Below are 13,707 nucleotides of genomic sequence, written 5' to 3' on the forward strand. Positions count from 1 at the left end.
ATTCGAATATCCTTCTCTTCTTACTGAGAAAGAACAGTATTCCTTTTTCGCGTATACCTCAAATAATAATACAAATAACACGCCCCGATAAAACCGAACCCTAAAGCGAGTGATAACCGCTGCGTCGGATCGACTGCGGCGAAAACGAATAACGATGCGCAAATTGCAATACAAAGGATCGGTACGAATGGAAACAGGCGAACCCGGAACTTCAGATCTTCAAGCTTTCCTCCCTCTTTCACATACTGCTTCCGGAAACGATATTGGGAAATTGCGATGGCCATCCACGTAATTGTCCCCCCGATTCCACTGACCGATAGAAGGACGACAAAGAGTGTGGTCTCCGCAATGACACTGGTCAGCAAGGAAAGAAGTGCAAATCCGAGAGTAACTAGTAGCGCATTTATCGGAACGCCGTTTTTATTCAACTTTCCGAACATCGGATGCGCCATCCCGTCGTTGGACAATGAATAAAGGATCCGAGTACAAGCGAATAGTCCCGTGTTCCCGACGGAAAGGATGGCCGTTAAGATGACAAAGTTCATGATATCCGCGGCGTAAGGAATCCCGACGATATCAAAAACAGTGACGAATGGGCTTTCCAGAACACTCGCTTCTTTCCATGGGACGATTGCCGACAGGACAAAAATCGCCAATACGTAGAACACTAGGATACGCACAACGATGTTGCGGATGGCCTTCGGGATGTTTTTCTCCGGTTCCTCTGTTTCCCCCGCTGCCACCCCCATGATTTCAGAGCCTTGGAATGCGTAAATGACAGTCATCATGACGATGAAAACCCCGGTCAGCCCTGTAGGGAAAACACCATCTCCGATGATATTTGATAGATAAGGAGCCGACGTCCCATCCATTGTGATCAAACCGAACATCGCACACAAGCCGATACCGATAAACAGAATAACTGCCAATACTTTTATACCCGCAAACCAATATTCCGTTTCGGCGAATTTTTTTGTACTAAGCGAATTGATGGTGAACAGGAGAACGACGAATACTGCACACCAAATCCATATGGGGACATCCGGAAACCATCTGCCCATCAACAAGCCCGCCGCGATAAATTCAAGACCGACGTAAAGCGCCCAACTCAGCCAATACACCCATCCGATGACGAATCCTGATGCAGGACCAATAAACTTCGTCGCATGCGCCTGAAAAGAACCTGAAACCGGCATGACGACGGATAACTCCCCTAGACATACCATGGCCAGATACATGAGGAGTCCACCTACCAGATAAGCTAAAATTGTACCGATCGGCCCGGCCTCCCCGATGGCATACCCCGAACCGATAAACAGGCCGGTTCCAATGACACCCCCGAGGGAAATCATGAATAGGTGTCTGCTCTTCATCTCCCGCCTAAGCTTTTGCGGACTCTCTTGTATCGTCTTCATCTCCACCACCATCCTCCTCCTAGACTTTGATCGCCTGCAAATGAAAGCGTTTACAAAAATTCAGACCTCAACTTTCTTCAATGGCAAAATCGGTTCTAATCTTTTTTGCATAAGCAGATGAAAATGGTGGACACAGTTTTCAGTGAGCGAAAACCTGCCTTGTTTGTACACACCCGTTTCGATCCCCTTTTGGACAACCTCACAGATCTCCTTGTCTTCCCGGCGCACGTCTTGATCGACGGCCATTAGCTCTTCTTCCTCTTCCGTGATCGTATCGTTCATGAAAAAAGTCGTATAGACGTACTTCGTAGTTTTATGATCAATTGGAATCGACTGGTGAATGGATACATTAGGTGGGCCAGGGTCAAACGAAAACCACATATTCGGATAAAGCCAGTAGTATCTCCCCCCCTGTCCCATTTCGAAATCAGCGGTTTGTCCTTTTAGAGGTGTCGCTTGATAAACGTAATTGTCGTAAAGCTTTGATTCATATTGCTTCATATCCACTTTGGAGACGAGTGATTTATGGACACCCGGACAATGATCGCATTCCAGATAATTATCGATACCGATTTTCCAATTCGAATGACAGACTGTTTCTTTCACCCGCGTTTTCTTGAATTGATCCAAATTGTCTTTTTTCACATGTTCAAATAATCCGTCGAACATCTTTGCCATCGGTTCTGCATCCGGATCGAGATTCACAAAGATGAACGACTCGAAAATCTCCAATCTGACGTCATGCAAGCAAAAGGCGGATGGATCAAAGTTCTCGACACCTTTCATATTTGGAGCGTTGTTGAGCGACCCATCCAGCCGGTAAGACCAAGCATGGTACGGGCAAGTGATGATGCGCTTATTCCCTTCCCCTTCGAGCAGCTTCGCAGCACGGTGGCTGCAGACATTATAAAAGGCACGAATCTCCCCATCGTTGCCCAATGTCACAAAAATCGGCTTGCCTACGATTTCAGTTGTAATATAATCGCCCGTCTTTTTGAATTCGCTAACATGTCCAACGTACTGCCAGGTTTTACTGAAGATTTCCCTCAATTCGAAGTCCAACACTTCCGGATCCGTATACAGCCAAGATGGCAATGTGTGCGCTTCACTCAATTTTTCGCTGACGCTTACTTCATTTTTCATTGATGAACTCCCCCTTTTAATTAATGAACGTCATTCAATCATCTTCCCTACCACTTTATGAGCGATATTGCGTTTAATGAATCGATTCTATGACCTTGTCCCCCCTCTTTAAGAAACAATGGTTGAAAATTAATATTATTCTTTCAATTGATATCATATTATCACAAAGTTTATCTTATAGCCTTTAATTTTTGCTGTTTCATAATAAAGTTGTGCAGATGCAAGCGTCATATAGAATACTTATTATTTTCTTCCACTATTAGCAATGATTTTTCCGAGTTGATTACGTCATTTAATTTTTTTGACATAAAAGAAGCACAAATTCCCCATACAGAGAATTTGTGCTTCTTATCTTTGCTGTTTCCAATATAAACTATGGAGACGGCGGGAGTCGAACCCGCGTCCAAAGGCTCCAATACTTCAGCGTCTACGCGTGTAGATTGACTACTTGGATTCGCGCGCACGTTTGCCGTCAATCAAGGCTATCCGTGTGCGCTATCCTGTTAGTCTCTTGTAACGGCCTCAGGCGGCGACCGTCACCGTATCCCTTAATAGGTGAGCCTAACAATGCCACATGGGCGATGGAACTGTCAGGCAGATTCACAAGCTTAAGCTGCGAATGCTATGTTGTTGTTTGTTTTGCCAGTTATTATTAACTGCCGTTTCTGACGGAGACGAGCCCTCCGACGCGCAGCTCAAGCTCAGTCAAGTGTTTAGAACCTGGTACCCAACACTAGCAGTGATTACTATTTCAAATATATGATACTACTGCTATAGTTTCTTTCATCTAGTTCTGTAACGGCAATTTTTTTACCGGAAGGGCTCCATCTGATGTTAGCATTTCCGACATTCGCTGCAACTTGTACGGATTTATCAGTTAATACATCATACAGATAGAGTCCGCTATTCTCTACGCCATTGATGACAGATTTGAGTTGGTATGCGATCATCAGCTGGTTGGGAGACCAGGAAGCACCTGTCACCTCAGAACCCTCAGTGATTGTCTTTAAGATATTTCCCTTTGCATCAACAAGAAGAAGCCTTCTCGTAGATTCCGTTCCTTGAGAAATCAACATTAGCTTCCCATCGGGCGAGGGAATGATTCCATCCGCATTATCGACCTTCAGATTCTTTTTCTCTTTGGTCACCAGATCCAGCATATATAACTGGAAAGACGGGCTGTCGGTGGTTATATAGTAGATTTTATCCTGCATTTTTTGCACCGTGAGCAATTGATCCTCCTGCAGCTCGGCAATCTGAGTAAGATTCCTACTCGAATCAGCCAAATATGCGCCACCGTGATAGGAAGCACCGATTACATGTTGATCGTCAGTCCACTCGGCCGTATAGGCGACACCGAGATTGTCCTCCGGCACGGTAGATTGTTCCAGGGCGTCCATACTCATCAGAAAATAGGCGACATCTCCAATAGAGTATTCATTGTACAATAGGTATTTTTTGTCAGGAGACAATGTCGCCCCGCCGAGAAACATATTCTTTTGGGCTTTTACTGTTTTGTATTCTTTGGTATCCAGATTATACAAGTATATGCTTCTGGGGTAGAATTCGGAATTCTCTAAGAGGCTCATTTTTTCAAGCTCTTCGTTTTCCTTTGAAAGGACAACAGTCTGTTCATTTAACCAATCAGTAATTTCCATTCCCTCATATTTATCGATTTTTTCAATGGAAATTGAGGGTGAGTCGGTTTCGGTGTTTTTGTTTTCAATATCGGTACTGCTATCAACCGGCTCTTGAATCTCTGTCCTACTTTCCACCTGCTGCATGCTGCAAGCAGTAAGAATAGATAAGACAAATAGGAGCGCAGCAAATACTGAAATTTTTAACTTTTTCATGTTGACCATCCCCTTGTCTTTTATCTCATGTAAAAACATCAGTTTGCTGACTGACTCAAAGTTAATTCCTTTTTCCAAGTCAACTCATTGCCTTGAGCATCTTTAAATAGAAATACAACCTGGCCTTCCTCGCCTCTCATATAATCCAGATACATGAAGCCGGAGAATTGCCCGTCCCCACTAATGTAAAATCCATGTTCCCCATTAGCTCCGTGTTCAATGGCATCTTGAACCGAATCTGCAATAATGGTATGCGGGGTAATCCACTGCATTTCGGCTAGAGCGAACCCTTCTGGGACCTGTTTCACTACGAAATCAAAACTATTTCCCTCTATCGGTTTGGGGGTCTGATCTATAATAATTAATATTTCATCGTCGGTACTTGCTGAATCATCATCTAATGTGGTGCTGTCGTCTTGAGTGGTTTCAGCTGGCTGTGCGTTAACGGTATCTGATGTGCCAAATTGTGATTTTCCGGCACAACCGCTTATCATAAGCAGCGTGCATAGAGCTGAAATGATATAGATAAATTTCTTGTTATTCATGTAGTTCTCCTCCGCTTTCATTTAAGGTAAAAGAAAATGCAACGCCTTGGTAGGTATTCTCCACACCAAACTCGCTATCATGAAGCTCCAGTATATGTTTGACGATCGCGAGTCCTAGACCGGTTCCTCCAGATCTACGCCCCAGGGAATGCTCAACCCAGTAGAATTGGTCCCATAACCTTCTCAAATCGCCCTCTGCAATAGGAGGTCCTGTGTTCTCGATTACTATGACTACCTTTTTGGCATATTTCTGCTCGATGCTAATGGTTATAACACTGTTTTCCTCTGCGTGTCGAATGGCGTTCTTCTAGCATCTATGTTTACGAAAAGTTCTTCCTCTTTGTTTAATTTGTAATAAAGGCTCTTGCTCTCCAACTAGGAAGACCGCTCTTAACAGCTCATTTAGTCTCTTTTCATCTGTTAAGAAAAGAAGTTCTACCTAATCTACTGTAATTGTTTTGTTCTCAGAATCTACAACATTGCCTACTGTTTCTTTGAGGCTTTCCTAATAAGCTCAAAATATGTGCCTCCACCGGATATAATTAATGTATTATCATCTTTTATGAAGAATGTAGAAACAGGGCCATTTGAACCTGAAACATTAATTTCTGTAATAGTAGGTCCTTTAATTCCTAAAATATCAAAAGGGATACGATTATTTTCTACGAAATCACTTTCTGAAATAATCGTTTCGGTGTAAATAGGATTGGTAGCCACCTTTTCTATAGCTGAGGGTCGATCTCCAAAATAACTTGCTTTGTCAGCCGTAAAGATTAATGTTTTCCCTAATAAACTTTCTGCATCTTCACGACTATATGTGCCTACTCCATAAGCTTGAACTTGATTTATAATCCACTCACCATAGTACGACTCTGGAGCAACTTGATTAGGCTTAGTTACAACACCAGTATTAACTTGCTCTTTAGTACCAGTATCATTATTTGCTTCATCGTTTGTCACAAAACTGCATCCAGTTAAACTGATTAAACTAATAAAAACTATTACTACTATTGACAATAATGTAATACTCTTGTTATTTTTCTTATTCATAATAATCTTCTCCTAAAATTGGAATCTTTGAGTAAAATGTAAGTCGCTAATTGGAAATAATATATAATCTTTTGTTCCTTCCACCATATTGGACTCTATGGTTAAAAAAGCCGCCAACGTTGTGGCGGCTTAAGGGCTGAAATTTATTTGAACAATGCACGAAAATGTCTCACTGCAAATCCAACCCCCTCAGAGTGGGTGCTTCGTTTTCTTTGGCAGGGAGAGCTGACTTCTCAAGCTCTTCGGCTCTTTACTGCCCCTACTTAATGAACTTTTCATTGAATTCACGATTAAAATTGATCTGGACCAATGCCCCATCATCTCGAGAGAAAATCATCAAAGCAACTTCACCATTTTCGCCTGTGATTTCAACGTCAATCTGAGGTGCATAGCTGCCTTGACCATTGGTCGCGTAACCCTGGCCGTCGTATGCAACCGACTTAACTGTGCTGTGAACGACGTTATATTTCTCCGCTAGTTTCTTTGCTAGCGCAACATATTCCTGTGGATTTTTTTCAAGCGCCGCATCAACGGCTGGGATAGCCTTTCTATCCAGCGTTTGGAATCGGCCAATGCTAATTAATTCTCCGGTTACAGAGTCCACAGTGAAGAAATAACTGCGCTCGTCGTTGATCATCACTTCGGCGGTCCAGATCGAACGGGAATAACCTTCGCTTGGCTGTTGATAGCCCATTTCAATCACCTGACCTTCTAGGTTCAGGTCAAATATCTCCCAAAGGGCCTGTGCGCCTATTTCAGATGCATCTTCTTTTGTCATGTCTTTACTTGTTGGTATTTGGGTGTGGTACCATTCATTGTTATGTGCACCCACCGTATAATTTGCTTTGGTATAGCCTTCCGGCAAGCTGTTTGGTGCCGCTTGAGGTAAACTGGCTGTAACATTCGCATAGCTTGTAGGGATCGTATTTGTTTTTTTGAATTCCGCCTCCGTCATCCCCAATGTAACTCCCTGAAACAGAATTGCGCTTGCCCCAATGGCTACTACAGCCGTTAATACGGTTTTCTTTAATCCTTTTCCTTCCAATCTGTTTACTTTCATCTGAATCTCTCCTTCATCGTTTTGTGTGTGATCACAATACGTAGTATAAGATGGCCGGATTATAGAACCATCATCAAGTTATTATGAAGTTGTAAAGATTACTTTTGCTGTCGTTCCTTCGCCGGGAAGGCTCATAAATTCTAGCTCCGCCCCGTGATGCAAGACAATCTGTTGACAGATGGCAAGGCCTAATCCGGCACCGCCGTCCCTGCGGTTTCGTGATCTCTCTTCGCGATAAAAGGGTTCTGTAATATGCCGGATTATATCAGGAGGCATCCCTTTACCGTTATCCTTGATGCTGATAATACTCTTTCCTGCTTCCATGACAGCATTTACGATGATGTGTCCTCCCGATCCACACGCCTTGATTGCATTGTCCATTAGGTTGACAAACAGACTTTTCAACAAGTATCCATCGCCCCAAATGACCTCAATTTCACTATAAAATTCGATTTGGATTTCTTTTTCCATCGCCTTTTTATGTAGGGTCTGTTTGACAGACTGAAAGAGATCGGTTATGTTTTGTTCTCCCCAAGCGAGTTGATCATTTCTATAGTTTGCCAGATCGAGCAATTGATTAGCCAATGCTTGCATACGCCGGCTTTCCGACATAATATAACTGATTGCAGACATCCTGTCGTCTTCAGTCATGACTGCCTTTTGCAAGTATTCCGCGTACCCGTAAATAGCAGTTAGGGGTGTATGGAGCTCATGGGCAAAATTATCTATGAACTGCTGCTTTTTCTCTGCTGCGGTAGTTAACTCCGCCATCTGATGTTGGACTTCCACCGCCATATAGTTGAAGCTTTGCGCCATTTCAGACAGCTCGTCATTTCCTAATACCGGAAGTCTAGTTTCGTAAGCGCCAGCAGCAATATTGCGGGATGTTTGCGAAATTTGTGCCAAAGGCTTGAATATACGGTTAAGCAGTAAAACAAGGCCTAAAGCAAGCAAAATGGAAAGAATGAGCCCCACTAAAAACAACATGTTTTTCATCTTTTCCCATGCTGTGATAGCATCTGTCGCGTCATATTGATAAACCATTGTATAAGTGTCATATGGTGCAGGTAGCATTCCAGAAACATTGACATAAGTACGTTGGTCTGATTTTTGAAACGAAACTATCCGATTACCATCATCCAGCGGCTTCTGTAATTCGCTCATCCATGCATTTTCCTGTCGATTTGAATAGACAAACTGATCATTCTGATATAGAGCCAATCCAACCTTTTGATCTCCTGAAAAATTATTATATTGCCGGAGGAGAGAATCAATAGCTTCCTCTATATGGATTCCGCGGCTTTCAACAGCATTAAAATCTTTTACAACCGAAGATGTGATAATATAATGATCTGCCAGGCTTCTTTCCTCAGCATGTTTAACCATATCTTTGAACATAGCAAAGGATATAATAAGTATTCCAAGATTAAGGGTAATGAGGAAAAGAAGTAACGTTGTAAAAAAAGTTCGGTATTTCATAGTTTGACCTCTAGACGGTAACCTACCTTGTAGACCGTCTTTATCATATTTTCCCAACCTAATTTTTTTCGCAACTTTTGGATGTGAACATCAATTGTTCGGGTATCGCCCTCATAATCATACCCCCATACAAGTTCCAGAAGTCTATCTCTGGACAATGCAATATTACGATTGTTGACCAACACCTCTAATAATTCAAATTCTTTCGGGGTACATTCCACATGCTGGCCCTTATAAAATACCTGATAGCTGTCAAAATCAATCCTCACTGCTCCAACTTCAAAACATCTGTTATTTTTTTTGGTCCGCCTTAAAACGGCTTCGACGCGAGCCAGCAACTCAAGCATTTCAAAAGGCTTAGTCAAATAATCGTCTGCACCCATAGATAATCCTTTTACGCGATCTAACAAGCTATTACGTGCCGTTAAGAAAATCGTTGGAGTTTCTTTCACTTTTCCAAACACTTCAAAGCCATCTAACTCAGGCAGCATTATATCTAAAATGATTAGGTCATATATATGGGATTGTATTTCCAAAATAGCTGTTTTCCCATCAAAGACCGATGTGCATTGATGTCCCACAAGTTGCAAATTCTTTTTAATCAAATCATTTATTGATATTTCATCCTCAACAATTAAAATGACCGCCAAAATATTTTTACCTCCCCTTTTTATGCTAAGATTACTATCAATTTGTTATAGAGTTGTAAAATTACAATCAATCGTTGTTGTGAAGAATAATTTTCTGCACCATCCAAATAACATCCGATAAATTGTCATCAAAAGAATATTTTGTCATAGAAAAACTGCACCTCCAATTGTCAGAAGGGTGTCCAACAATCGGGGTGCAGCTCACATCTCTAAGCGTTTTTTACTAAAGCTTGAATACAAAATGCCTTATTCTTTTTTACGCCTAAAATAAAATTAAGTATATCCTTGCCAAAACGGCAAAAATATACTTAAAGTTACATTCTTATCTGTGCTATTTTCCATAAAAATTATGGAGACGGCGGGAGTCGAACCCGCGTCCAAAGGCTCCAATACTTCAGCGTCTACGCGTGTAGATTGACTACTTGCGATTCGCACTGCATTATGCCGTCAATCAAGGCGTCTTGAGTGCTATCCTGTTAGTCTCTTGCAACGGCCTCAGGAGGCGACCGTCACCGTATCCCACTAATAGGTGAGCCTAACAATGCCACATGGGCGATGGAACTGTCAGGCAGATTCATCAGCTATTAAGCTGCGAATGCTAGGTTGTTGTTTGTTTTGCCAGTTATTATTAACTGCCGTTTCTGACGGAGTCGAGCCCTCCGACGCGCAGCTCAAGCTCAGACCACCCCTGTCGAATCCGTAACGTCCCCGTTTAGAAAAGGTTGTTAGACCTTTAAAGGGATGTCAGGAATGCCTATTGAAAGGCTTCTGAACTATATCACTACTAGTATCATACAACATTTTGACGTAAAAATCAATACTGCTGTTTCGCCTTGAAGGCACGTTCCATCTCGCGTTTCGCTTCCTTCTTCTTCAGATCGTCACGTTTATCATAGAGCTTCTTCCCTTTACCGACGCCGATCAACACTTTCGCGAAACCGTCCTTCAAGTACATCTTAAGTGGCACAATCGAATAGCCTTCCTGCTTTACTTGCCCGACTAACGTAGCAATCTGTTTCTTATGAAGCAACAACTTTCTTGAACGTAATGGATCATGGTTAAATCGGTTTCCTTGCTCGTATGGACTTATGTGCATATTTGAGATCCATGCCTCATTGTTTCGGATGAGCACGAAAGCATCTCTTAGTTGTACTTTTCCGTTCCGTACAGACTTGATCTCCGTTCCTTGCAAGACGATTCCCGCTTCAATCGTTTCTTCTATTGCGTAATCATGATTCGCCTTTTTATTGAGCGCGATCACTTTCCCTTGTCCTTTTGCCATGACTATCCCCCCAGTTTCTATGTGGCATACAGTAATAAAATCCACGGCACTCGTCAATGACGAATGCCGTTCGTTTTATTATTTTCTCTTTCTTGGAGCTCTTTTCTTCTTCTTTTTCGCTACATCTTCATAAAACTTTTTCTTCGAGCCTGGCCCGGCACTTTTTTTCTTTTCCGCAGCTTTAGGCTTCCCGGAATCACCTCGGCCGCCACTCGCCTTCTTCGCATGGATGACTTTCGGCTTTTCCTTCCGTGTTCGATGGAATGATTGCTTCATCCCCGCAATTTCAAAGTCGATTGCGGATTCCTCTGGTTTGACTGACACGACGCGGATCGTCACTTCATCCCCGATTCTGAACTGCTTGCCGGTATGTTCACCGAGCATCATCATTTGACGGTCATCGAAACGGTAATAATCGTCAGTCATATAGCTAACATGGACGAGTCCTTCTACGGTATTTTCGAGCTCCACGAACATACCAAAGTTCGTTACGGACGAAATGACACCGTCGAATTCCTCTCCGATCTTATCGAGCATGTACTGAGCCTTCTTCAATGCGTCTGTATCGCGTTCTGCGTCAACGGCTCGTCTCTCACGCTCCGACGTGTGCTGCGCGATTTCAGACATATTGGCGTTCCAATGCGCGATTGTCTCTGAAGACACGTCTTTATTAATTAAATACGTCCGAATGAGCCTGTGAACGATCAAGTCAGGATAACGTCTAATTGGTGACGTGAAATGTGTATAAAAATCAGTCGACAACCCGAAGTGGCCGAGACTTTCTTCGAAATACTTCGCCTGTTGCATGGAACGAAGAAGCATTGTCGAAATGACTGTCTCTTCCGGCATGCCGTCGATCGACTCGACGATTTCCTGCAAGGCACGAGGATGCACTTTATTCCCTGTCCCTTTGACGACGATTCCGAAGTTTGTTAGGAACTCAAAGAATCGTTGGAGCTTTTCCGCCTTCGGGTCTTCGTGGATACGGTAAAGGAACGGTACTTGCAGCCAATGGAAATGCTCAGCGACCGTTTCGTTAGCAGCGAGCATGAATTCCTCGATAAGGCGTTCCGCCGCTGTACGTTCCCGTAACACGATATCAGTCGGCCAACCTTGTTCGTCGACAATGACTTTTGATTCTTTGAAATCGAAGTCGATGGCACCACGGTCGATCCGTTTCTGTCTCAAGATCGAAGCGAGCTCCGCCATATCATTCAGCATCGGAACGATATGCTCATATTTCTTCAAGAGCTCTTCATCTTTTTCTTCCCCGATGATCTTATAGACGTCCGTATACGTCATTCGTTCCTTTGAGAGTATTACGCTCTCAAAAATTTCATGATCGATGACTTTTCCGTTGCCGTCAATTGTCATTTCGCATGAAATCGTCAGACGATCGACATGAGGATTTAACGAACAAATACCGTTCGACAGCTTATGCGGAAGCATCGGGATAACTCTGTCCGTCAAATAGACGCTTGTCGCCCGATCATACGCTTCGTCATCGAGCGGTGTGTTCTGCTCGACATAATAACTGACATCGGCGATATGGACGGATAATGTATAAGTTCCATTGTCATGTTTCACGAGGGAAATCGCATCATCCAAATCTTTCGCGTCAGCCCCGTCAATCGTAATGACGAGGTCTTCTCTTAGGTCACGGCGTTTAAACAGATCCTGTTCCCGTACGACATCTGGCGTCCGATTCGCCTGCTCCATCACTTCTGGAGGAAACTCGACTTCAATGCCATGCTTATGGATGATCGATAAAATATCGACCCCCGGATCATTTTTATGTCCAAGGATTTGAACGACCATCCCGGTTGCCGATTTCAACTCGCTTGGCCACTCTGTAATTTCTACGACGACTTTATGTCCTTCGACAGCGTCAAGCGAATTCCCTTTTCCTATAAAAATATCCATTGGCAGCTTTTTGTCGTCTGGGATGACAAAGCCGAATCCACGATTATCTTGGTATGTCCCTACAACCTTCGTCGTTTTCCGTTCAGCGATACGAATGATCGCCCCCTCGCGCCGGTCGCCATAATCACCTTTCGACACACGTACGAGAACTATATCCCCATTCATCGCGCCGTTCACATCTGGTGGCGGAATGAAAATATCATCCATTCCATCCGTTTCCGGCGTCACGAATCCAAACCCTTTCGCATGTCCTATGAATTTACCTCTCACCAAGTTCATGCGCTCTGGGACGCCGTATCGATTTGTACGGGAGCGGACAATTTCACCTTTTTGCTCAAGATGGACGAGCATTTTAACTAGCTCTTTGAATTCCGCAGCCCCTTCGATCCCTAACGACTCCTGGATCTCTTGAACCGTCAACGGTTTATACGATTCTTCTCTCATAAAAGACAACAGTCTTGTTTGTAACTCTTCGTCAATAAAATCCACTATCATCCCTCCATTCTTCACTATCGTCAACTGTTTTCATTTTCACACGTTCCAGTCAAGTGATTCAAGAAATTGAAATATCTCTTCATGAAGCTGTTCTTTTTCTGGACCGAGCGTAATGACATGTCCGGATTTTTCAAACCACTTGAGTTGCTTCTTACTTGATGTGGCATTTTCGTAAATGACGTTCGCGGAATCCGGATCGATGACGCCGTCTTTCCGTGATTGAACGACAAGAAGCGGTGCATCGATATCCGGAAGCTGCCCCCTTACATTGTCGACAAGTGGTGTCAACTCGGCGAGGGACGGCATCGTTTTCCCTCGAAGCGCATCTACTTCCTCTTCGATTTCGGTTGCCTTTTTTCCTTCATATCGTTTATAGTCCGAAGCATATTTCAATACGCCTTCATATAGTTTATCCGGTGTTTTCATTATCATCGGCGTGCACATTGTTACAATACCCTTTACTGGCATTTTAACCCCTAGTTTCAATGAAAATACACCGCCCAAAGATAATCCAGCGACGGCGATTTCTTCGTAGCCTGCTTGTTTCAATTGTTCATAGCCCGCAACGACGTCTTCCCACCATTCGTCCGGTCCTGTTTCGATAAGTTGTTCGGGTGGTACGCCATGTCCTTTATAATGTGGTGCTAATGATGTATAGCCTTTCTTTTCTAGAAAACGGCCGAGCATTCGGACGTCTGCAGATGTTCCTGTGAATCCGTGCAGTAGCAAGACGGCCCGTTTGCCAGCCTCAAAAAAGAACGGCTTCGGTTGTGAAATTCTCATGCCCCTCATCCTTTCGTTACATTCCCATC

At 43.4% G+C, this 13,707-nt stretch carries 12 protein-coding genes and 2 other RNA genes; all 14 read right to left on the reverse strand.

The features are described from left to right. Nucleotides 1–20: 20 nt before the first annotated feature. The 14 genes from MHZ92_RS15575 to MHZ92_RS15640 all read right to left on the reverse strand — a co-directional run bounded on the left by MHZ92_RS15575 (nucleotide 21) and on the right by MHZ92_RS15640 (nucleotide 13,678). Nucleotides 21–1,415, reverse strand: coding sequence for an amino acid permease (locus tag MHZ92_RS15575; RefSeq protein ID WP_239432734.1), 1,395 nt, complete (start codon nucleotides 1,413–1,415; stop codon nucleotides 21–23). Between the two features lie 60 nt (nucleotides 1,416–1,475). After that, nucleotides 1,476–2,558 carry an aromatic ring-hydroxylating oxygenase subunit alpha gene (locus MHZ92_RS15580; protein WP_239432641.1) on the reverse strand — a complete coding sequence of 361 codons (1,083 nt, stop codon included), beginning with the start codon at nucleotides 2,556–2,558 and terminating at the stop codon, nucleotides 1,476–1,478. A gap of 373 nt (nucleotides 2,559–2,931) precedes the next feature. Further along, nucleotides 2,932–3,287: a transfer-messenger RNA gene (ssrA, locus tag MHZ92_RS15585) on the reverse strand. Between the two features lie 17 nt (nucleotides 3,288–3,304). Further along, complete coding sequence (locus tag MHZ92_RS15590; protein ID WP_239432642.1) at nucleotides 3,305–4,411, reverse strand: TolB family protein; 1,107 nt, start codon at nucleotides 4,409–4,411, stop codon at nucleotides 3,305–3,307. Nucleotides 4,412–4,449: 38 nt separating this feature from the next. Next, the gene (locus MHZ92_RS15595; protein WP_239432643.1) at nucleotides 4,450–4,956 is read right to left on the reverse strand and encodes a hypothetical protein; all 507 of its coding nucleotides are present in this window, start codon (nucleotides 4,954–4,956) and stop codon (nucleotides 4,450–4,452) included. Next, nucleotides 4,949–5,254 carry an ATP-binding protein gene (locus tag MHZ92_RS15600; protein WP_370644766.1) on the reverse strand — a complete coding sequence of 102 codons (306 nt, stop codon included), beginning with the start codon at nucleotides 5,252–5,254 and terminating at the stop codon, nucleotides 4,949–4,951. Before MHZ92_RS15600 ends, MHZ92_RS15595 begins: the two co-directional genes overlap by 8 nt. A 185-nt stretch (nucleotides 5,255–5,439) precedes the next feature. Next, entirely contained in the window at nucleotides 5,440–6,006 is a 567-nt protein-coding gene (locus MHZ92_RS15605; protein WP_239432644.1) for a hypothetical protein, read from the reverse strand. 259 nt (nucleotides 6,007–6,265) lie between these two features. After that, nucleotides 6,266–7,066 carry a hypothetical protein gene (locus tag MHZ92_RS15610; RefSeq protein WP_239432645.1) on the reverse strand — a complete coding sequence of 267 codons (801 nt, stop codon included), beginning with the start codon at nucleotides 7,064–7,066 and terminating at the stop codon, nucleotides 6,266–6,268. 81 nt (nucleotides 7,067–7,147) lie between these two features. Beyond that, entirely contained in the window at nucleotides 7,148–8,452 is a 1,305-nt protein-coding gene (locus tag MHZ92_RS15615) for a sensor histidine kinase (RefSeq protein ID WP_239432646.1), read from the reverse strand. Nucleotides 8,453–8,541: 89 nt separating this feature from the next. Then, the gene (locus MHZ92_RS15620) at nucleotides 8,542–9,195 is read right to left on the reverse strand and encodes a response regulator transcription factor (protein ID WP_239432647.1); all 654 of its coding nucleotides are present in this window, start codon (nucleotides 9,193–9,195) and stop codon (nucleotides 8,542–8,544) included. Between the two features lie 347 nt (nucleotides 9,196–9,542). Continuing rightward, nucleotides 9,543–9,905: a transfer-messenger RNA gene (gene ssrA / locus MHZ92_RS15625) on the reverse strand. Between the two features lie 104 nt (nucleotides 9,906–10,009). Further along, the gene (smpB, locus tag MHZ92_RS15630) at nucleotides 10,010–10,477 is read right to left on the reverse strand and encodes an SsrA-binding protein SmpB (RefSeq protein ID WP_239432648.1); all 468 of its coding nucleotides are present in this window, start codon (nucleotides 10,475–10,477) and stop codon (nucleotides 10,010–10,012) included. Between the two features lie 78 nt (nucleotides 10,478–10,555). Beyond that, nucleotides 10,556–12,844 carry a ribonuclease R gene (rnr, locus tag MHZ92_RS15635; protein WP_441347714.1) on the reverse strand — a complete coding sequence of 763 codons (2,289 nt, stop codon included), beginning with the start codon at nucleotides 12,842–12,844 and terminating at the stop codon, nucleotides 10,556–10,558. An 87-nt stretch (nucleotides 12,845–12,931) separates the two neighbouring features. Next, on the reverse strand, nucleotides 12,932–13,678 hold the full coding sequence (locus MHZ92_RS15640) for an alpha/beta hydrolase (RefSeq protein ID WP_239432649.1): 747 nt from the start codon (nucleotides 13,676–13,678) through the stop codon (nucleotides 12,932–12,934). Between the last annotated feature and the right edge of the window lie 29 nt (nucleotides 13,679–13,707).

Source organism: Sporosarcina sp. ACRSL (assembly GCF_022346605.1).
In the GTDB taxonomy this organism is placed as follows: Bacteria; Bacillota; Bacilli; order Bacillales_A; family Planococcaceae; genus Sporosarcina.